This window comes from Kribbella antibiotica (assembly GCF_004349055.1).
Taxonomy (GTDB): Bacteria; Actinomycetota; Actinomycetes; order Propionibacteriales; family Kribbellaceae; genus Kribbella; species Kribbella antibiotica.
In genome coordinates this window covers 1-19,995 of record NZ_SMKX01000054.1, presented here as the reverse complement: position 1 = coordinate 19,995, position 19,995 = coordinate 1, and the positions used below count along the sequence as shown (strand labels likewise).

Sequence of the window (19,995 nt, the reverse complement as noted above, 5' to 3'; positions counted from 1 at the left end):
GGTACCGGGAATTACGCCGTACCGGGGCTTGTTGTGATGAGCATGACGGCAACGACGGTGGCTCCGGCACAGAAGACTGGGAAGACCCCGGTATTCTCGATCACGATGCCGACACCGACCACCACCGAGACACCCGAGCAGCGGACCGCGCGCTTCGAGCGCGAGGCGCTGCCGTTCCTCGATCAGATGTACGCCGCGGCGATGCGGATGACGCGTAACCCGTCCGACGCCGAAGACCTGGTCCAGGACACCTTCGCGAAGGCGTACAGCTCGTTCCACCAGTTCACGCCCGGGACCAACCTGAAGGCGTGGCTGTACCGGATCCTGACCAACACGTTCATCAACGGCTACCGCAAGCGACAGCGCCAGCCCACGCAGTCACCGACCGAGGAGATCGAGGACTGGCAGCTCACCGCCGCCGAGTCCCATACCCCTGGCGGGCTGAAGTCGGCCGAGGCGGTCGCGCTCGAGCACCTGCCTGACTCCGACGTGAAGTCGGCCCTGCAGTCGATCCCGGAAGACTTCCGCCTGGCCGTCTACCTGGCCGACGTCGAGGGCTTTGCCTACAAGGAGATCGCCGACATCATGGGTACGCCGGTCGGCACCGTCATGTCACGGTTGCACCGTGGCCGGCGCCAGCTGCGTGAACTGCTGTCTGACTACGCCCGCGACCGCGGCTTGATCGCCGGTTCGGACGACGACGCGACCGCGAAGAAGGAGGAGTCGTGAGCTGCGGCGAGGACCACGACGTCGACTGCAACGAGATCCTCCAGCGGGTCTACGTCTTCATCGACAACGAGATCGAAGGCGCCAGCACCGCCGAGATCCGGCAGCACCTCGAAGAGTGCGCGCCCTGCCTCGACGAGTACGACCTCGAACGCTGCATCAAGAACCTGGTCGCCCGCTCCTGCGGCTCCGACCACGCCCCCGACGCGCTGCGTCAGAAGATCCTCCTCCGCCTGACCCAGGTCCAGGTAGAAACGACGATCATCACCACCGACTGAACCGGTCCGTAGACCGGTTCAGATCGCGTGGTTGGTGAATGCGTAGGTGTAGGGATCGCCGCGGCGTAGCTGGTCGAGAAGGTCGCGCGCGTATTTCTCATGGATCGGCGAGACCTGGGTCAGTTTGCTGACGGCCTGGGTCGCGTTGTGAATGGCGGTCGTTTGATCACCGGCGGCCGCCTGGATTCTGGCGAGTTCCAGATACAGCCGTCCTTCGCGAATGTTGTCCGCGGACCGTTTGGCGAAGTGGATGCCGGCCTCTGCCTGCTGGATGGCCGCTGCATAGTCGCCCTGGGCGGCAAGGATCAGCGCCCGCGTCTGCAGCGACTCGGTCCGGTAGACGTCGTCCGCCATCGTCTCGGCAATCCGCTGTGCCGTGACGTTGTATCTGTCGGCGTCGGCCAATCGGCCGGCCAATAGGTGCGAGAACGCCGCATTGGCGTTGCGCTTCTGCTCTGAACGGATCGATCCGGCCTGCTGGGCGAGCAGAATTCCTCGGTCGAAGCTCACGTCGGCCCGCTCGTAGTCGCCGACCTGGTTGTAAAGCACACCGAGGGCCGTGTGCGCCACGCCCTCCAGCACCAGGTCGTCGAGTTTCTGGCTGATCTCCACGGATTGCTTACCGAACTCCAGGGCCTCCTCGACGCGATCGATGCCGGAGAGCACGTATGTCAGCGAGGAGCAGCACCGAGCCTGCCCCGTCAAGTCGCCCGCGTCCTGGAACATCGCCAGCGCCGAGGTGAGGTGGGGGACGGCAGATTCGAGACGGCCGTTTTCCACAGTAGGGATGGCACGGTCGTGCTCCAGCCAAGCCGCCGTCAGCGGGAGATCCAGCTTCGTCGCCAGTTCCACCGCCCCGCGAGACATTTCTTCCATCTCCATCCAGCGTCGACGGGCCTCGTGGTACCCGAACGTCGCGAGTGCCAGCTCCGGGAGCAGCGAGGAGCCGGCAAGCATCGTCGTAGCCTGGGTGAAGCGATCCATCAGATTCCGCAGTTCGCTGTCGAACCACTGCAGTGCAGAATGCCGATTTCCCAGGACGGGGAGGCGCAGCGGCGGAACGCTGGCGAGCAAGATCCGGGGACTGGAGGTGTGCGTCAGCGTCTGGCACTGCCACGCACAGCCGATGTAGAAGCGCAGCAGACGCTCTAAGCCTGCATGCGACACCGACAGAGCGACCGTCTCGTCGGCGATCTCACGGCCATAGGCGCGGATCAGGTCGTGGAAGCGGTAGCGCTCGGGGGCGACGGACTCCATCAGGTTGAGGTCGGCGAGCCGCTCGAGGATCGCGTTGGCCTTCCGGACCGGTACGTCGAGGACGTGGGCCGCGACGACCGTCAGTAGATCCGCACCGTCCGGAACGCTCAGCAGAGGCAAGGCCTGTGCGGCCTCGCGGTCGAGGGCTCGGTCGCTGGTCTGCAGGAAGTCGACCGAGCTCGCAATGTTGGCCCGTACGCCGGTCTCGTCGGAGCCGAGGGTGTCCAGTCTTCGGTCCTCGTCCTCGAGTAGCTCGACGAGGTGCTGGATCGGCCAGCTCGGACGGGCAGCGAGGCGCCCGCCGATCAGCCGGACAGCCAGCGGCAGCCGGCCAGTGAACGACGCCAGCGCCTCAGCTGCCGCAGGCTCGGCAGCGATGCGTGACTGACCGATGACGCCTGACAACAGTTCGACCGACTCCGACTGCGACAGCGCGTCGAGCCGCACCTGCCGCGCACCCGGCAACGGCGACAAGGACCCACGGCTGGTGATGATCGCCGCCGAGCTCGGGTTGCCCGGCAGCAAGGGCATGACGTGTGCCGCGTCGGCAGCGTTGTCGAGGAACAGCAGTACCCGCCGCCCGGCCAGCTGGGAACGCAGCAGCCCCGCGGCCTCCTCGACATCGTCCGGGATGAGCTGCGGCTCGGTCCCGAGAGAGCGCAGCAGTTGACGCAACGCATCTACGGCCGAGACGGGCTTGCCCGGGCCGTAGCCGCGGAGATTCAGGTACAGGTGGCCGTCGGGGTAGCTGTCGACCAGCTTGTGAGCGGCCTGCACCGCGAGAGTCGTCTTGCCGATCCCGCCCATCCCGGTGACCGCGACCAGCCGCACCGAGGTGCTGGGAGCCCCGTCGGAAATTCGCAGAACGTCGAGAATCGCTTCGATCTGGGCAGTGCGGCCGGTGAAGTCGGAGACCGCCGGTGGCAATTGCCAGGGCATAGGTAACGTTTCACTGGCCGGGGCACCCTCTGGCTCCGGGTTCTCTGCGGACTGACTCTTGCCGCGTGCAACGGCCAGGAATTCGGCGGCTTCGTCTTTGTTAAGACGGAGAACTTTGATCAGAGCGCGGATGGTGTCGATGCGGGGGCGGCGGCGGGTGCCGCGTTCGAGGACGCTGATGGCCTGGTCGCTCAATCCGGCCTTGGCCGCAAGGGCGGCCTGCGTCAGCCCGGCGCGGCCCCGGTACTTGCGGAGCAAGTCACTCAAGCTCTCCTCGGTCAGCTGACCCACCTCCCTCCTGCAATCAGCCCACTCCTGGGTGACGGCCAGGGCGGGTGGTCCGGGGCTAACAATAGGAGTCTTCACCGACGGTTCGCTGAAGTTATCCACAACCGGGGCGCTGAGTGGCTGTCCCGGGGGTGGGCGTGGCCGTCGTGCGGTACCGCACGATTTCGTGCAAAGAATAACCCAACGGGCGTTTGAAGATCGCATTCAGTATTCGAGTCGAGACGCTCCGAAAGCAAAACCTGTGGGAATGCTGGTCTGATGTGTGTTGTGACCAAATTGCAAAGACCCCGGCTTTCGGCCGGGGTCCTCGCTTTGCGTAGTCGCCTGAGATCAGGCGTTGGGGCGCTTACCGTGGTTCGCGCCCTTCTTCTTGCGCGCACGACGCTTACGGCCGGTCTTGCCCATTTCAAAGCCTCCTAGAAACAACTGCAAAGAGTCACAGTCTCTCATACCACGCTCAGTTGCTCATGTCGGGCAGGGGGTCACAGTCTGGCTTACAGTGTTTCGGCGCAGCCCCTGCGAGCAAAATTCAGTCGAGTCAGCGATGTGCCGTCTTCGTCGAGCAGTTCGGGCAGGTCCTTCACGCCCGGGTCACCCTGGTCGGCGGTGTAGTCCGACGGGTGCGTGACGTCGACGCCCGGTGCCACCTTGAGCGCCCGGAAGACCAGCGTCAGCGCGATCACGATCACCAGGTTGAGGCTGAACGCGATCAGGCCGATGTAGGCCTGGGTGTCGGTGAACGGGATGTTCGTGACCGAGCCGCCGAAGTGCTTCTTGGTCGCCGGGTTGACCACGTTGTAGGCCTCGACCGTGCCGTAGACCATCGCGACCGCCCAGCCCGCCATCAGTGCCCACTTGTGGAACCACCGGGTGAACAGGCCGACCACGATCGCCGGGAAGGTCTGCAGGATCCAGATTCCGCCCAGCAGTTGCAGGTTCAGCGAGATCGTCTTGTCCATCCCGAGCACGAAGACCAGGGCCCCGAACTTCACCAGCAGCGAGGCCAGCTTGGAGACCTTGGCTTCCTGGGACGGTGTCGCGTCCTTCTTCAGGAAGTCCTTGTAGATGTTGCGGGTGAACAGGTTCGCCGCCGCGATCGACATGATGGCGGCCGGCACCAGCGCGCCGACCGCGATCGCCGCGAACGCGATCCCCGCGAACCAGGACGGGAACTCCTGGTCGAACAGCCGCGGGATCGCCAGCTGCGGGTTCGCCTTGCCGTCGAGGCCGATGATGCTCACGTTCGCCTTGATCGCCATGAAGCCGAGCAGGGCGAGCAGACCGAGCAGCAGCGAGTACGCCGGCAGGATCGCCGCGTTCCGCCGGACGACGTTGCGGCTCTTGGTGGACAGCACCGCCGTCACCGAGTGCGGGTACATGAACAGGGCCAGGGCCGAGCCCAGCGCCAACGTCCAGTACGCCGATTGGCCCGTCATACCGGGGATGAAGTTCCCGACCGGCTTGCCGGTGGCCGGGTTCGGTGTCGTCAGCTTCTTCTCGGCGGCACCGAAGATCGCTTCCCAGCCGCCGAGTGCGTGCGGCAGGTAGATGATCGCGACACCGATCACCAGGTAGATCAGGCCGTCCTTGACGAACGCGATCATCGCCGGTGCGCGCAGACCCGAGGAGTACGTGTACGCCGCGAGGACCGCGAACGCGATCAGCAGCGGAAGGTCCTTGGCGAGCAGGCTGTCGCCGCCGAGGCCCATCGTCTCGAAGACGGCCTGCATGCCGACCAGCTGGAGGGCGATGTAGGGCATCGTGGCGAGGATGCCGGTCAGTGCGACGGCCAGCGACAGCCAGCGGCTGCCGTAGCGGCCGCGGACGAAGTCGGCCGGCGTCACGTAGCCGTGCCGGTGCGAGACCGACCAGAGCCGCGCCATGAAGACGAAGATCACCGGGTAGACCACGATCGTGTACGGCACCGCGAAGAAGCCGGTGACGGCGCCGGTGGCGTACATGGCGGCCGGTACGGCGATGAACGTGTACGCCGTGTAGAGGTCACCGCCGAGCAGGAACCAGGTGATGAAGGTGCCGAAACCCCGGCCACCCAGACCCCATTCGTCCAGGCTGTCCATCGAGGCGGCGGCCCGCCAGCGGGACGCCATGAAGCCCATCACCGTGACGCCGATGAAGATCACGACGACGACGGTCAACTGCACCCAGTCGACTGAGTGGTTCACAGCTCTGCCCCCTTTGCCGGCTTGTCCGGGTCACCGAGACCCTGGGCAGCCCGCCGTTTGCGCTCTTCGCCGATCACCAGCCGGTACGCGATCCCCACCGTGAACACCGACAGGACGACCCACAGCAGCTGGTACCAGTAGAAGAACGGGAACCCCCACAACCGCGGCTCGGCCTTGGCGTAGGTCGAGACAATGAGCGGAGCGAGAACGGTGGCCGCCAGTAGGACACCGGCAATCCAGTACGCGGGTTTGACCGCGGGCAATCGAGACACTGCGAACCTCCTCGGGACAGTGCGGGCGCAACCGAGCACGCTACCGTTTCGTCCGGACAAGCGACTAGAGCTTCGGGGTGGTCCGTGGATAACGAAAAGGCATGGTTCGTACGGCGGATCGTGCTGTCCGTGCTGTTCCTGGTGATTGTTGCCGTTCCGCTGTATCCGGAGCTCTACGGTCTGGATGAGCTGACGCCGTTCACCCAGCTGGTCGCGTTCCGGCCGCAGGGGCTCGTCATAGTGTTCGCGGTGGCCCTGCTGATGCTCATCCGCAAGAGCTGGCGGATAGCGGCCGCACTGGTCGCCGTACTGACTCTGACCGGTGCTGGGCTGACGCTGCCGCGGGTGACGAGTGATCCGGAGCCACCGGCCGCAGATACCCGAGTGCTGACGATCATGGTCGCCAACGTGCTGGGCGGCGGCGCCAAGGCCGGTGCGGTCGCGGAGCTCATCCGGGAGCACAAGCCGGACCTCGTGTCGTTGCCGGAGGCACAGGTCGACGTACGCGAGGAGATCCGCGCCCAGGTTGAGGGCTACACCGGCTACACCGAACAGCCCACCAAAGCCGTGGAGAGCGCGACCAGCGTGCTCGTAGCGGGCTCTCTGGGCGCAGTGCAGGTCCGGCCAGACCTACCGACCAGCTTCGGCAACCTGATGATCACTGGCGGCAATCTCGGTCAGCTCAGGCTCGTGGCCTACCACGGCTTCCCGCCGCTACCGGAGGACGTGCCGCCGTGGAAGCACGACCTGACCCAGGTACGGCGCTGGTGTGCCCAGGACCCGCCAACCATCGTGGCCGGTGACTTCAACGCGACCCTGGACCATGCCGACTTCCGCTGGGCGCTCGCATCGAACTGTCACAGCGTCGGACCGTCCGTCGGCGGCGGTCTGAAGGGCACGTGGCCCTCAGACCAGCCAGCGATCGCCCGGACCCAGATCGACCACGTCCTGGCCACCCGGACGATCCGGCCGCTGAAGTTTGCGACGTACGAGGTGGAAGGCACCGACCATCTGGCGGTCATCGCGACTGTGGCTGTCCCGAAGGACGGGTGAAGAGGTTCACCAAGTTGCCGTCCGGATCGTGAAGCAGCACCGACCGGTTGCCCCACGGCATCGTGGTCGGCTTCTGAAGGAACTCCAGGTCGGACAGCCGCTCGTACTCGGCGTCGGTGTCGGCCACCTCGAACTCGAGGAACGCCGAGTGGATCGCGCCGGGCCGGACGACGTCCGCGCCGTACAACTGGTCGGTTAGTTGGCGGCTGGAGATCGCGAGCGTGCCTGCGGTCGTCCGGATCTCGGCGAACACCGGCGCCGGGCGGACCGCGGTGATCCCGGTGACGTTCTCGTAGAAGGCGATCAGCTGGTCGAGGTTGTCCGTCACGATGCGGACCGAAGCAAAAGTCGTCATACCCAGACCGTAGAACTAATACCGGACAGCTTCCGCCCGGTATTCTGAACCAATGTCCACGGCCCGCGTTCTGGCACTCCTGGAACTCCTTCAGGGAGGTGGCACGCGACGCGTCGCGGACCTGGCGGACCGGCTTGGCGTCGATGAGCGCACAGTCCGCCGGTACGCCGAGCACCTGACCGAGCTGGACATCCCAGTCCGCTCGATCCGCGGCCGGTACGGCGGCTACCAGCTCGCACCGGGCTACCGGATGCCCCCGCTGATGCTCACCAACGAGGAGGCCGTCGCAGTCGCTCTCGCGTTACACGCCGGTCCAGAGTCCCTCGCGGCCGACAGCGCGCTGTCCAAGCTCCGCCGTGTCCTCCCCACCAAGCTGGCAGACCAGCTCGAAGCCCTGCTCAGCACCTCGTCCTTCACCGCCGCCCAGCGATCCGCCAACCCCAGCAACACCAGCGTCCTGCTCACGATCGCCGAAGCCGCGAGAGACCAGCGCACCGTCGAGATCACCTACACCGACCGCCAGGGACACTCCAGCGCCCGGACCATCGCGCCGTACGGCGTGGTCGGGCACGGTGAGCGCTGGTACGTCGCCACCGCCGACCGCACCTTCCGCCTCGACCGGATCACCGCAGCATCGTTGCTGGCAGCAACCGCGGAACCACCGCCTGGTGATGCGGCCAGTGCGGTTCTGCACTCGCTGGCGAGAACACCCTGGGCGCACGCTGTGTCGGTCCGAGCTCAAGGCACGGTGAAGGAGGTGCAGCGCAGGCTCCCAGCCGGCCTGGCTGTCATCACTCCGCTCGACAACGAAGTACGCATTGAGCTTCGGGCCGAGCGACTGGACTGGGTGCCCGCAGTACTGGCCGGGTTGGACATGCCGTTTGTCATCGAGACACCGGGCGAGCTACGGGACCACGTGCTTCAGTTGGCAGACCGCCTACGACGGATTAGTAGCCGGCCGGTAGATGTAAGGCTGTGAGCCTTGCACTGCCTCGGTCAGCATCAGCAGGAGATCCGCACGCGCCTCGATGGGCCGTCCGAACAGCTCGTCGTCACCAGGGATCGGGAAGCCCTTCACGCCGATCGCTAGCTGGCTCAGCAGCACATGCAGCACGCCACGGGCGTTGAACACCGGGGGAGTCGGCCACTCGGGCAGCGTCTCGTGCATGAGTGGCTGCTGGGCCGCAGTGGTCGCGATGGGCTTCAGCCAGCGCTCCAGCTCGTCACTGGTCAGCATGTTGCGGTGCAGGATCGTCATGACCGCATGCGCGACCCGGTCGTGCTCCTCGTGCACCCAGCGGTACTGCGTGTCCTTGACGATCCGGTCTGCCAGCACGTCGAGCAGCGCGCGCAGCACTCCGACGTCACAGTGCCGGGAGCGAGCCAGTGCACCAATAGCGTCGGCCCCGTGCGCTACAGCGTGCGCCCAGCCGGAGTCCGGCACGTAGCCGCGCAGATCCCGCTCCCGCAGCAGCCAGGTGGCCAGCCGGTCGCCCCAGCGCATCACGACCTCGTCGTGGACGAGGAACTCGGCGTTGTCGCGGTGGATGACCTCAGCGAGCGTCAGTGCGGTGAAGGAGCGCCGGAAGACACTGTCGGTACCTTCCTCGCCCAATCCGTACGACAGTCCGGCACAGAGGCCGTCGCCGAAGCCGGGCAGCAGGTCGTCGTACACACCGCGCTCCAGCCAGGTGGCCAGAGTGGGATAGGCCAGTGCGTCCCGCACCTGCGGGTTGGTCGACGCGAGACCGCGGACAAGCTCTTCGGTGAGGTCGTTCAGCGCACGATCGTGGGGTACCGCGTAGTCCGCAGCCATCACGTCCTGCCAGTACGTCGACTCCACCAAAATCATCCTTCCGCCCGACTGAGATCAAACACCTGTCTACACCCATCTGTCGAGCCGCCAGACCGGGGCGGTGGGGTGGGGAAGAATCGGCACCGCCCTCAGTACCATCAGGTCTGTGCCGTCCTTGAGTGATGTGGCCAGAAACCATACGACCCTCGACCAGGCCGACCTGGATCGCCTGCAGCTGCTCGTCTCGGACTGGCAGATGCTGGCTGACCTGTCGTTCGCCGATCTGGTCCTCTGGCTGCCCGACACCGAAGGACTCGGCTTTTGGGCCGGCGCGCAGATGCGTCCGACCACCGGACCGACGGCGTACCTCGACGACATCGTCGGCAGCTTCATCCCGCGCGGCCGCCGGCACCTGCTGGACCAGGCCTACGACGGTGGCCGCATCTGCCGCGAAGGCGACCCGGAGTGGCGCGACGACGTACCGGTCCGGGTCGAGACGATCCCCGTCCGGCGTGGCTCTCGCGTCATCGCGGTGATTGCCCGCAACACCAACCTGCTCGGCGTCCGCACGCCGTCGCGGCTCGAGATCGCCTACCTGCAAAGCGCCACCGACCTGGCCCGGATGATCACCGACGGCATCTTCCCGTACGGCGGGGAGCGCCTGCTGTCCACGTCGCCCCGCGTGGGGGATGGCTGCATCAGGGTTGACCGGCACGCGATGGTGACGTTCGCGAGCCCGAACGCGTTGTCGGCGTACCGGCGAATGGGTCTCGTCACCGACCTCGTCGGCAGCCGCCTGAAGGACATCACTGCGGAGTTGCTGCATACCGGACGCAAGGTCGACGACGTACTGGCGACCGTGCTGACCGGACGCGCGGCGCAGGAGATCGAGATCGAGAACTCCGACGCAACCTTGTTCCTGCGGGCGATTCCGTTGCGGGCCGACGGTCAGCACGTGGGCGCGCTGATCCTGCTCCGGGACGTGACGGAGCTGCGCAGCCGGGAGCGGGAGCTGGTCACCAAAGAGGCGACCATCCGGGAGATTCATCATCGCGTGAAGAACAACTTGCAGACCGTGGCCGCGTTACTGCGGATGCAGGGCCGCCGGATGGCGGTGCCGGAAGCCCAAGAGGCGTTGGCCGAAGCGGTTCGCCGGGTCGGTTCGATCGCCATCGTGCACGAGACCCTCTCGGAATCGTTCGACGAACATGTGGACTTCGATGACGTGGCTGATCGCGTTGCTGCCATGGTGGCTGACGTTTCGACCGTTGCCACCGCTGTGGAGATCCGGCGCAGCGGGAGCTTCGGTGTCCTGGATTCGGATCAGGCCACGCCGTTGGCGATGGTCCTGACCGAACTGATGCAGAACTCGGTCGAGCATGCCTTCGGCACCCGCGACGGCGGGGAATCCAGTGGTGTCATCGAGCTGACCGGTGACCGGTCAGTGGGGCGGTTGCATGTGACCGTCGTCGACGACGGTCAGGGACTGCCCGCGAACTTCGATTCCGAGCTGTCCGGAAACCTGGGGCTGTCGATCGTTCGCACACTCGTGCTCGGGGAGCTCGACGGCACGCTGAAGTTCGGCCCTCGCCCGGACGGGAAGAGCGGAACCCAAGTCACAGTGGACTTTCCGGTCGCCGAGTAACAAGTAGTAGGGGCTGAGAAACAGCGAAGGCCCCGCGGATCCCGCGGGGCCTCGGCGAAGTTTTCTCAGGCGGTGCGGATGCGCTGGCGGGCGTTACGGCGCTTCAGCGCACGTCGCTCGTCCTCGCTCAGGCCGCCCCAGACACCGTGGTCCTGGCCGGCTTCCAGTGCCCACGCAAGGCACTGCTCACGCACGTCGCATCGGCGGCACACCTGCTTGGCCTCTTCGATCTGCATGATCGCAGGCCCGGTGTTGCCGATGGGGAAGAACAGTTCCGGGTCCTCATCGAGGCAAATGGCCCGGTGGCGCCAATCCATGGCGAATCCCATCTCTCTCAGTAGTGGAAGTACGCTGTCGGTTAGGTCTGTGCCCGATCAGCGGGTGCTGTACTCGTCGTACTTCTCGCGACGGAGGGGACCGTCGGGCGAGGACTCAATGTTCGTGGCTAGTTGTGAACGCTTTCACGAACGACTCCATGTTCCCAATCTCAGGCGTACGAAACAAGGGTTCTGGAGTTGTCGATCAGATCACAACACTTCCTTAACACTACGAACCGGTGCGTGACCGCCCTCCCCGTCCGTTAACCGGACAGAGGCGCTAACTCGCAATCACCCGTTCACTGCAAGTAACCGATCGGACAACGCTTTGGTTACGCACAACCTCGAATCCCTGTGGGGCTGGGGTTCCGCTCACCCGGCCGGGGCGCGGAATGAGGTGGTTTGCCGTCCCGTGCGCCCGAGTTCCCTCAGCACAACGCGCATTAAGCTGACGGAGTGCCGACCGACTCCCCAGCTGCCGTAGTACCGAGACCACTGAAGCTAGCCGCGGCGGTGGTCGCAGCGGAAGGCCTTGTGCTCGTAGTTCTCGGAATTGTCGAAGCAATTACGCTGCAGAGCTCCCGCTTGGTCCTCGGAGCGACCACGACGGTGTTCTTCATCCTGTACGGCGTGGGTCTGGCCGCCGTCGCGCGCGGGCTCTCCCGCGCGTCGACGTGGAGCCGTGGACCAGCGGTGTTCGCGCAGCTGATCCAGCTCCTGATCGCCTACAGCTTCTGGGGCGGCGGCACCCGAGGGGTCGCGTTCGCTCTCGGGGTGGCGGCAATCGCCGTCCTGCTAGCGGTTTTCCGTAAAGAATCCACGAAGGCACTTGCCGACAACCCCGAAAGAGATCACCCGGTTCTGTAAATACCCCCGTTGCTTTTATTCGGGGCTATTCCTTGAGTAAGCCGGCCCTTAGCTCGGTCAGCGTGCGGGCCAGCAGCCGCGATACGTGCATCTGCGAGATCCCGATCTCCTCCGCGATCTGCGACTGCGTCATACCCCGGAAGAATCGCAGTGTCAGGATCCGCTTCTCGCGATGGTCCAGCTGGGCCAGCAGCGGTTTGAGCGACTCGCGATACTCGACGCTCTCCAGCGCCTCGTCCTCGCCGCCCAGCCCGTCCAGGACCGTGGTCGCGTCGGACTCGTTCTGGTCCGGGGCGTCCAGGGACAACGTGTTGTAGGCGTTGGCGGACTCGAGCCCCTCGATCACCAGGTCGGTGGGCAAACTCAGCCGCACGGACAGCTCAGCGACGGTAGGCGCCCGGCCGAGCTCCTGGGTCAGCTCGGCAGTCGCCGCCGTCAGCGACAACCGCAGCTCCTGCAGGCGCCGCGGCACCCGGATCGCCCAGCCCTTGTCGCGGAAGTACCGCTTGATCTCGCCGAGGATCGTCGGCGTTGCGTACGTCGAGAACTCGACCCCACGGTCGGAGTCGAACCGGTCGATCGCCTTGATCAGCCCGATCGTCGCGACCTGCACCAGGTCGTCGTACGGTTCGCCGCGGTTGCGGAAGCGGCGGGCCAGATGCTCGACCAGCGGCATGTGCAGCGAGACCAGACCATCGCGCGCCGCATGGTGGTCCGGCGTACCGATTCCGGACGCGCCCATGATCGCGAAGAAAGCAGCCGTCCGCGTTCGCAGATCGGAATGTTGGTCGTGATGGCGTTCGCCGGTTGATCGTTCGTCTGTCACTCCTTCGCCTCGCTAGCGCTCGGCTTCGTCGTGACAGATAGCTGTGCTCTACTTTTGGTTCGCTCGCTACGCTCGCTCACAGGTTCTCCGTGGCGATGGCGGTGGCCGTCACGGTGATGGTGAGCCTGCCGTCAATGGTCTCGACGGCGGCGGTCTCGACGAGCGCGGTCAGCACGGTCCAGCCGAACGACGTGGTGTCAGGCGTCCAGCCAGCCGGTACGACGGCACTGGTGCGAACCGTCAGTTGCGGCGGCGCGATCTCGAAAACGCAGTCCAGGACCCCGTCCGTGGCCTGCGGGAGCAGCAAGGAGCACGCCTCGTCGACGGCGATCCGCAGATCGTCGATCGCATCGACGGTGAAGTTGTTGCGGGCCGCAAGGTTCCCCACGACCGACCGCGGTACGGCGATGTACGCACCGTCGGCCGGAATACTCAGGCGGACCTCGGACGATTGCCCCGTGCTGCTCACTTCGTCTCCTCTAACTTGGCTTGACGCCGTACTTCTACCACTCTCACCGCATTTGAAGCACGGCGCCAACCCTCAGGAGTGTTCGGACCTCAAGCGTGACAAGAAGCTCTTGGTCCGCTGGTGTTGCGGGTTGCCGATCACGTCGGCCGGGGGACCGGCCTCGACGACGACACCGGCGTCCATGAAGACGACCGTGTCGGCGACCTCCCGGGCGAACGACATCTCGTGGGTGACCACGATCATCGTCGTACCGTCGTCGGCCAGCTCGCGCATCACGGCCAGCACCTCGCCGACCAGCTCCGGGTCGAGCGCGGAGGTCGGCTCGTCGAACAGCATCAGCTTCGGCTGCATCGCCAGGGCCCGCGCGATCGCAACTCGTTGCTGCTGGCCACCGGACAACTGCGCCGGGTACGCCGCCGTGCGATCGCCGAGGCCGACGCGGTCGAGCAGCGCCTGGGCGCGCTCGCGGGCGACCTTCTTCGATTCACCCTTGACCTGGACCGGTGCCTCGATCACGTTGTCGATCGCGGTCATGTGCGGGAACAGGTTGAACCGCTGGAAGACCATCCCGATCTCACGGCGCTGGGCCGCGATCTCCTTGTCCTTCAGGCGATACAGCTTGTCGCCGCGTTCGGCGTAGCCCATCAGGTCGCCGTCGACCCAGATCCGGCCGCCGTCGATCGTCTCGAGCTGATTGATACAGCGCAGGAACGTCGTCTTGCCCGAACCCGACGGCCCGAGCAGGCAGACCACCTGACCGGCCTCGACATCGAGGTCGATGCCCTTCAGGACCTCGTTGTGGTGAAAGGACTTGGTCACGTTGACCGCATGAACCAAAGGACGGTCAGTCATCACGCACCCCCTGCCCCGGCCGGACGGGCAGCCCGCGGCGCCGTCGTACCGAAGCCTTTGCCGAAGTGCCGTTCGAGGAAGTACTGCCCGACCATCAGCACACTGGTCGCGAGCAGGTAGTACAGCGTCGCGGCGACCGCGATCGGGAACGTCTTGTAGTACGTGCTCCCGATCGACTGCAGCTGGTAGAACAGCTCGCCGATCACCGGGACGGCGAGGAGTAGTGACGTATCTTTCAGCATCGCGATCGTCTCGTTGCCGGTCGGCGGCACGATCACGCGCATCGCCTGCGGCAGCACGACCCGGCGCATCGCCTTGCCCTTGGGCATCCCGAGCGCCTCAGCGGCCTCGGCCTGGCCCTTGTCCACCGACATGATCCCGGCGCGGGCGATCTCGGCCATGTACGCCGCCTCGGACAGCCCGAGCCCGATCACACCGGCAACGAGCCCGGTGAACACCTGGTTGGCGTCCAGGGTCAGGAATCGCCAGTCACCGGACATCCCGAGCCACTCGATGATCTTCCAGTCGAACGGGATGCCGAGCGAGACGCCGCTGGGGAAGAGCACACCGAGCGTGCCCATCGTGAACAGCAGCAGGTACCGCGGGATGCTGCGGAAGAACCACGTGAACGCCCAGGAGACCCCGGACAGGATCGGGTTGTCCGACAGCCGCATCACCGCGAGCAGCACGCCGCCACCGACGCCGACGATCATCGACAGCACGGTGACGAGCAGCGTCCCCTTCAGGAACCCGCTGATCACCGGCGTCTGGTTCATCGCCTGGAAGACGAACTTCCAGTCGAAGGCCTTGTTGGTCAGCAGCAGGTGCACCAGCATCGCGACCAGGACCGCGATCACGGCGATCGCGACCCAGCGGCCGGGATGCCGGACCGGTACGGCGTCGATCGCGCCGGGCCGGGCGTCCGTCGTACCGGCCGGGGTCTCTTCGCTCATCAGGGGTTGACCGCGAAGTCGGTGATCGCCCCTGACTCGTTGCCCCACTTGGCCAGTGCGGACTTGTACGAGCCGTCAGCGGCCGACGCCTTCAGCGCCTCGACGATCGCGGCCGCGAACTCGGTCTGGGCCTTCGGGACGACATACCCGTACGGCGCCGCGTCGTAGATCTCGCCGAGCTGCTCGAGCGCGCCGTTGGTCTGCTTGACCGCGTACAGCGAGATGGGGGAGTCGGCCAGCATCGCGTCGGCCTTGCCGGCGACGAGGTCGGCGGTCGCCTGGTCCTGCTTCTCGCGGACGACCGGCTTGATCTCCGGCTTGCCCTCGGCCTTGCACTTGGCCTGCCGCTTCGGCAGGTCGTCCTCGAGCTGCGTCGTGCCCTTCTGTACGGCGACAGTCTTGCCGCACGCGTCGTCGGGGTTGACGCCCTTCGGGTTGCCCTTGGCGGTCACCCACAGGGTGCCGGCGCTGAAGTAGCTGACCATGTTGACCTGCTGCTTGCGCTTGTCGTTGATCGTGAACGACGAGATGCCCATGTCGTACTTGCCGCCCTGGACACCGGTGATGATGGTGTCGAACCCGGCCGGCTGCCAGTCGACGGTGACGCCGAACTTCGCGGCGACCGCGTTGAACAGGTCGACATCCATCCCGACCACGTTCTTGCCGCCTTCCAGCGACTCGTTCGGCGGGTAGCTCGCGTCGACGCCGACGACGATCTTCTTGGCGGTCGCGATCTTCGGCGGCAGCTTGCCGCTCAGGTCCGGCCCACCACTGGACGACGGGATCGAGGGTGCACTGGCCGGGCCGCTCGGGTTCGAGCCGAGGGAATCCGAACCGCAGGCCGCCGTCGTCGCCAGAACCAGAACACCGGACAGTGCCAGCGCTCCACGCAGGACAGACATCTAAGTCCTCCAAGACCGGGCGCCGGCCGATTTCCGGCGCCGTGTGGTCCGCATCTTGACACACGGTCACACCCCGAAAGCAGCGTTAACCCGCTAATGGAGACCTATTCGTAGCCGATGCATGCGGCCCGTCGACCACCCGGGCACGCAGCGTCACGACATACCGATCAGTTGTCCTGCACGTGGGTCGGATCGAGGACTCGCTTCAGGAAGAGCTTGGTGCGTTCTTCCTGGGGGTTGCCGATGACCTCGGCGGGCGGGCCCTGCTCGACGATGACGCCGCCGTCCATGAAGACGACGCGGTCGGCGACGTCGCGGGCGAAGGCCATCTCGTGGGTGACGACGAGCATCGTCATGCCCTCGAGAGCCAGTTTGCGCATCACGGTGAGCACGTCGCCGACGAGCTCGGGGTCGAGCGCGGACGTCGGCTCGTCGAACAGCATCAGTGCCGGGTCCATCGACAGTGCGCGAGCGATCGCTACGCGCTGCTGCTGACCACCGGACAGCTGTGCCGGGAAGGCGTGCACCTTGTCGGTCAGGCCGACCCGATCCAGGTTGGCCCGGGCGATCTTCTCCGCCTCTTCCGGCTTGCGCTTCAGAACCGTGGTCTGGGCGACCGCGCAGTTCGTCAGCACACTCAGGTGCGGGAACAGGTTGAACTGCTGGAACACCATCCCGATACTCGCGCGGGCGGCGTCCAGGTGACAGTCCGGGTCGGTGATGTCCTCACCGCGGACGATCACCTGGCCCTCCTGCGGAACCTCGAGCAGGTTGACGCAGCGCAGCAGCGTCGACTTGCCCGAGCCGGACGGCCCGATCACGCAGACGACCTCGCCCTGCTCGACACTGAAGTCGATGCCGCGCAGGACGTGGTTGCTGCCGAACGACTTGTGCAGGTTGTTGATCTCGACGAGTGCCATCAGCGGCTCTTCTCTGCACGGGCCTCGAGCCGGCGGACCAGGATGCCCAGCGGGAGGGTGATGATCAGGTAGCAGAAGCCGCAGACCACGATCGGGGTCAGGTTCGAGTACGTGTTGGCGAGGTCGCGACCGAAACCGGTCAGCTCGTAGCCGGTGGCCGCGACGCCGATGATGAAGACCAGCGAGGAATCCTTGACCAGCAGGATCAGGTCGTTGGTCAACGGCGCCAGCACGATCCGGAAGGCCTGCGGCAGCACGATCTTGCGCAGCGCGAGCCCGGGCGACATACCCAGCGAGCGGGCCGCCTCGATCTGTCCCTTCGGTACCGCCTGGATGCCGGCCCGGATCACCTCGGCCATGTACGCCGAAGCGACGATGCCGAGCGCGAGCCAGACGACGCCGTACGGGTCGAAGGGGATCGTCATCCCCTCGAAGGCCAGCGGCAGCAGGCTGAACGCGATGAAGACCACGATCGCCGGCAAACCGCGGAAGAACTCGATGTAGGCGGTCGCGATCCACCGGTACGGGCCGACGCTGCTGAGCCGCATCAGCGCCAGCAGCGTGCCACCGGCCAGGCCGATCACGAAGGCACCGGCCGTGTACTCGACGGTCTTGACGAGAGCCTGGAGGACGCCGTCCTGGAACGTCGCCTTGATGAACTCCGGCTTGAAGAACACCGAGCCGATCTGGCCCCAGTTCGCGCTGAAGAGGGCGAACAGGACCAGGGCGATCAGGATGGCGTACTGGATCAGGCGCGAGCGCTGGGCCCGCTTGCGCGGGCTCAGTCCCTTACGGACGACGGTGTCGGCTGGGCTGGTCACTTCTTCGGCTCAACCCCGAACCACTTCTTGTAGATCTCGGTGTACTTGCCGTCGGTCTTCGCCTTGGCCAGCAGCTCGTTGAACTTGGCGACGACCTTCGGGCCGCTGCCGTCCTTCAGCGCGGCGAAACCGTACTGCTCACCGGTGTCGAACTCGGCCACCACGGCCAGGTCCGGGTTGTCCTTGACGAAGTCGTAGATCGCGCCGTTGTCGTTGATCGCGGCGGCCACCCGGCCGGACTTCACGTTGTTCATCTGCAGGGCCAGGTCGTTGAACGGGATCACCTCGTAGCCGTTCTCCTTGGCGTACTTGTCGGCGTAGTCCTTGCCGGTGGTGTCGCCCTGGGCGCCGAGCTTCTTGCCCTTCAGGTCGGCCAGGCCCTTGATGCCGGAGTCCTTCTTGGCCAGCAGCACCTGGGTCGCGTCCATGTACGGGTCGGTGATGCTGAGCGCGGCCTTGCGCGGCTCGTTGATCGTCATCGCGCCCATACCGACGTCGCACTTCTTCGCCTTGAACGCGGCGCCCGAGGTGACCTGGGCCCACTCGATGCTGATCACGTCGACCTTCAGGCCGAGGTCGTCGGCCAGCAGGGTCAGCAGGTCGGTGTCGAAGCCGACGACCTTGGTGCCTTCCTTGAACTCGAACGGCTTGTACGGCAGGTGCGTGCAGATCGTCAGCGTGCCGGACTTGATCAGCTCGATCCCGGCGGCCTTCGCCTTGTCGTCGGATCCACCGCTGCTTGATTCGCCCCCGCACGCGGCGACGGAGAGCGCGAGGACGGCAGCGGACGCGGCCGCTACGGTCCGGCGGTGCTTACGGAGGGTGCGGACGATGTTCATCGCGATTACTCCTCGACAGGGGTCTGAATCTCCGAATCCTGGCACAGCAGGCAGTTCCTGCCCCCTGCTTTGCGGTGAGCGAGACGCGATCGTCACCGGATGTGGGGCCGCTCACAGCAGACCAGTTGACGCTGTGGTTTACTCGATCAGCACGGGCGACCCCCTGGAAACACTGTGGTTCGACGCACCTTCGTCGGGCCGGATGACTTCTGCTCACACACTGTCCCGAGGGGTTCTGTCATGGTCGCCCAACCTGTATCCGCTGTTGTCACCGATCGCTTCGAAGGTGATCCGGTCTTCGAGCTGCACCGCGGCGGCAAGATCGAGGTGACGTCCTCGGTGCACGTCACGAACGCCGACGAGCTGTCGATGGCCTACACGCCGGGCGTCGCCCGCGTCTGTACGGCGATCGCCGAGGACCCGTCGTTGGCGCGCACCTACACGTGGCGGTCCAACGTGGTCGCGGTCATTACCGACGGAACCGCCGTACTGGGCCTCGGTGACATCGGGCCGGCCGCGTCGCTGCCGGTGATGGAGGGCAAGGCGCTGCTGTTCAAGGAGTTCGGTGGCGTCGACTCGGTCCCGATCGCGCTCGACTGCACCGACGTCGACGAGTTCGTCGAGACGGTCGTGCGGATGGCACCGTCGTTCGGCGGCATCAACCTCGAGGACATCTCCGCACCACGCTGCTTCGAGATCGAGCGCCGGCTGAAAGAGCGGTTGGACATCCCGGTGTTCCACGACGACCAGCACGGTACGGCGGTCGTCGTACTGGCTGCTTTGCGGAACGCGCTCCGGGTGACCGGCAAGGACATCTCGGGGATCCGCGTGGTGATCTCAGGAGCCGGCGCAGCCGGGGTCGCGTGTGCACGGATCCTGCTGCAGGCCGGGGTCGGCGACCTCGCGGTCGTTGACTCGAAGGGCGTGCTGCACGAGGACCGCGCGGACCTGAACCCGGTAAAGCTGTCGCTGGCTCGCGACACCAACACCGGCGGGCTGTCCGGCCGGCTGGTGGATGCTCTGGACGGCGCCGACGTGTTCATCGGCGTCTCGGGCGGGACAGTCCCCGAGGAAGCCATCGCCCGGATGGCACCGGATTCGATGATCTTCGCCCTCGCCAACCCGAACCCCGAGGTCCATCCCGATATCGCCCACCGCCACGCGGCCGTGGTCGCGACCGGCCGCTCGGACTTCCCGAACCAGATCAACAACGTGCTCGCGTTCCCCGGCATCTTCCGCGGTGCCTTCGACGCCAATGCCTCCCGCATCACCGAGGGCATGAAGCTGGCCGCCGCCGACGCGCTGGCCGGCCTGATCGCACCGGGCGACCTCCGCCCCGACTACATCATCCCGTCCCCCTTCGACGACCGAGTCGCGCCCGCCGTAGCCGCCGCCGTCTACGCCGCCGCCCACACCGACAACGTCGCCCGCCCTTGAC

Annotated in this window: 22 protein-coding genes; 7 read left to right on the top strand and 15 right to left on the bottom strand. The window is 66.0% G+C overall.

All coding sequences use genetic code 11. The features are described from left to right. Positions 1–105: 105 nt before the first annotated feature. On the top strand, positions 106–729 hold the full coding sequence (locus E1263_RS19630; protein ID WP_132169444.1) for a sigma-70 family RNA polymerase sigma factor: 624 nt from the start codon (positions 106–108) through the stop codon (positions 727–729). After that, positions 726–1,004, top strand: coding sequence for a mycothiol system anti-sigma-R factor (gene rsrA, locus E1263_RS19625; RefSeq protein WP_132169382.1), 279 nt, complete (start codon positions 726–728; stop codon positions 1,002–1,004). The genes E1263_RS19630 and rsrA overlap by 4 nt, the downstream gene beginning before the upstream one ends. Before the next feature lie 18 nt (positions 1,005–1,022). Here rsrA and E1263_RS19620 read toward each other — a convergent pair whose 3' ends face one another. The 4 genes from E1263_RS19620 to E1263_RS19610 all read right to left on the bottom strand — a co-directional run bounded on the left by E1263_RS19620 (position 1,023) and on the right by E1263_RS19610 (position 5,943). Further along, on the bottom strand, positions 1,023–3,491 hold the full coding sequence (locus tag E1263_RS19620) for a helix-turn-helix domain-containing protein (protein ID WP_165956685.1): 2,469 nt from the start codon (positions 3,489–3,491) through the stop codon (positions 1,023–1,025). Positions 3,492–3,818: 327 nt separating this feature from the next. Further along, entirely contained in the window at positions 3,819–3,893 is a 75-nt protein-coding gene (locus E1263_RS44380; RefSeq protein ID WP_369759046.1) for a 50S ribosomal protein bL37, read from the bottom strand. An 89-nt stretch (positions 3,894–3,982) separates the two neighbouring features. Then, on the bottom strand, positions 3,983–5,671 hold the full coding sequence (mctP, locus tag E1263_RS19615; protein WP_132169378.1) for a monocarboxylate uptake permease MctP: 1,689 nt from the start codon (positions 5,669–5,671) through the stop codon (positions 3,983–3,985). Beyond that, complete coding sequence (locus E1263_RS19610) at positions 5,668–5,943, bottom strand: DUF3311 domain-containing protein (protein WP_132169376.1); 276 nt, start codon at positions 5,941–5,943, stop codon at positions 5,668–5,670. The genes mctP and E1263_RS19610 overlap by 4 nt, the downstream gene beginning before the upstream one ends. Before the next feature lie 84 nt (positions 5,944–6,027). Between E1263_RS19610 and E1263_RS19605 the strand changes: the two genes are divergently transcribed. Next, complete coding sequence (locus E1263_RS19605) at positions 6,028–6,996, top strand: endonuclease/exonuclease/phosphatase family protein (protein WP_238161334.1); 969 nt, start codon at positions 6,028–6,030, stop codon at positions 6,994–6,996. Here E1263_RS19605 and E1263_RS19600 read toward each other — a convergent pair. Continuing rightward, a complete protein-coding gene (locus tag E1263_RS19600; RefSeq protein WP_132169374.1) occupies positions 6,962–7,351 on the bottom strand; it encodes a VOC family protein in 390 nt (129 codons plus the stop codon). The two genes, E1263_RS19605 and E1263_RS19600, sit on opposite strands and share 35 nt — an antisense overlap. Before the next feature lie 52 nt (positions 7,352–7,403). On the opposite strand from E1263_RS19600, the gene E1263_RS19595 reads away from it, so the two are divergent. After that, on the top strand, positions 7,404–8,330 hold the full coding sequence (locus tag E1263_RS19595) for a helix-turn-helix transcriptional regulator (RefSeq protein ID WP_132169372.1): 927 nt from the start codon (positions 7,404–7,406) through the stop codon (positions 8,328–8,330). Here E1263_RS19595 and E1263_RS19590 read toward each other — a convergent pair. Then, on the bottom strand, positions 8,289–9,203 hold the full coding sequence (locus E1263_RS19590; RefSeq protein WP_238161333.1) for a DUF2785 domain-containing protein: 915 nt from the start codon (positions 9,201–9,203) through the stop codon (positions 8,289–8,291). The genes E1263_RS19595 and E1263_RS19590 overlap by 42 nt on opposite strands. A gap of 109 nt (positions 9,204–9,312) precedes the next feature. On the opposite strand from E1263_RS19590, the gene E1263_RS19585 reads away from it, so the two are divergent. Next, positions 9,313–10,791 (top strand): sensor histidine kinase, encoded by a 1,479-nt coding sequence (locus E1263_RS19585; protein WP_132169368.1) that lies wholly within the window; start codon positions 9,313–9,315, stop codon positions 10,789–10,791. A 65-nt stretch (positions 10,792–10,856) separates the two neighbouring features. On the opposite strand, the gene E1263_RS19580 is transcribed toward E1263_RS19585, so the two are convergent. Then, complete coding sequence (locus E1263_RS19580) at positions 10,857–11,108, bottom strand: WhiB family transcriptional regulator (protein ID WP_132169366.1); 252 nt, start codon at positions 11,106–11,108, stop codon at positions 10,857–10,859. Between the two features lie 534 nt (positions 11,109–11,642). On the opposite strand from E1263_RS19580, the gene E1263_RS19575 reads away from it, so the two are divergent. Further along, entirely contained in the window at positions 11,643–11,975 is a 333-nt protein-coding gene (locus E1263_RS19575) for a hypothetical protein (protein WP_132169363.1), read from the top strand. A 25-nt stretch (positions 11,976–12,000) separates the two neighbouring features. On the opposite strand, the gene E1263_RS19570 is transcribed toward E1263_RS19575, so the two are convergent. The 8 genes from E1263_RS19570 to E1263_RS19535 all read right to left on the bottom strand — a co-directional run bounded on the left by E1263_RS19570 (position 12,001) and on the right by E1263_RS19535 (position 18,557). Further along, on the bottom strand, positions 12,001–12,801 hold the full coding sequence (locus tag E1263_RS19570) for an RNA polymerase sigma factor SigF (protein WP_132169361.1): 801 nt from the start codon (positions 12,799–12,801) through the stop codon (positions 12,001–12,003). A gap of 76 nt (positions 12,802–12,877) precedes the next feature. Next, a complete protein-coding gene (locus tag E1263_RS19565) occupies positions 12,878–13,270 on the bottom strand; it encodes an ATP-binding protein (RefSeq protein WP_132169359.1) in 393 nt (130 codons plus the stop codon). Between the two features lie 72 nt (positions 13,271–13,342). After that, a complete protein-coding gene (locus E1263_RS19560; protein WP_132169357.1) occupies positions 13,343–14,122 on the bottom strand; it encodes an amino acid ABC transporter ATP-binding protein in 780 nt (259 codons plus the stop codon). Further along, positions 14,122–15,075 carry an amino acid ABC transporter permease gene (locus E1263_RS19555; protein ID WP_202868964.1) on the bottom strand — a complete coding sequence of 318 codons (954 nt, stop codon included), beginning with the start codon at positions 15,073–15,075 and terminating at the stop codon, positions 14,122–14,124. The genes E1263_RS19560 and E1263_RS19555 overlap by 1 nt, the downstream gene beginning before the upstream one ends. Continuing rightward, positions 15,075–15,977, bottom strand: a complete 903-nt coding sequence (locus E1263_RS19550; protein ID WP_132169355.1) for an ABC transporter substrate-binding protein — start codon at positions 15,975–15,977, stop codon at positions 15,075–15,077. Before E1263_RS19550 ends, E1263_RS19555 begins: the two co-directional genes overlap by 1 nt. A gap of 167 nt (positions 15,978–16,144) precedes the next feature. Next, positions 16,145–16,897, bottom strand: coding sequence for an amino acid ABC transporter ATP-binding protein (locus E1263_RS19545; protein ID WP_132169353.1), 753 nt, complete (start codon positions 16,895–16,897; stop codon positions 16,145–16,147). Continuing rightward, a complete protein-coding gene (locus E1263_RS19540) occupies positions 16,897–17,718 on the bottom strand; it encodes an amino acid ABC transporter permease (RefSeq protein WP_202868963.1) in 822 nt (273 codons plus the stop codon). The genes E1263_RS19545 and E1263_RS19540 overlap by 1 nt, the downstream gene beginning before the upstream one ends. After that, entirely contained in the window at positions 17,715–18,557 is an 843-nt protein-coding gene (locus E1263_RS19535) for a transporter substrate-binding domain-containing protein (RefSeq protein WP_132169351.1), read from the bottom strand. The genes E1263_RS19540 and E1263_RS19535 overlap by 4 nt, the downstream gene beginning before the upstream one ends. Before the next feature lie 240 nt (positions 18,558–18,797). Here E1263_RS19535 and E1263_RS19530 point away from each other — a divergent pair, with 240 nt between their 5' ends. Continuing rightward, positions 18,798–19,994 carry an NAD(P)-dependent malic enzyme gene (locus E1263_RS19530; RefSeq protein WP_132169349.1) on the top strand — a complete coding sequence of 399 codons (1,197 nt, stop codon included), beginning with the start codon at positions 18,798–18,800 and terminating at the stop codon, positions 19,992–19,994. The last annotated feature ends 1 nt before the right edge of the window (position 19,995 follow it).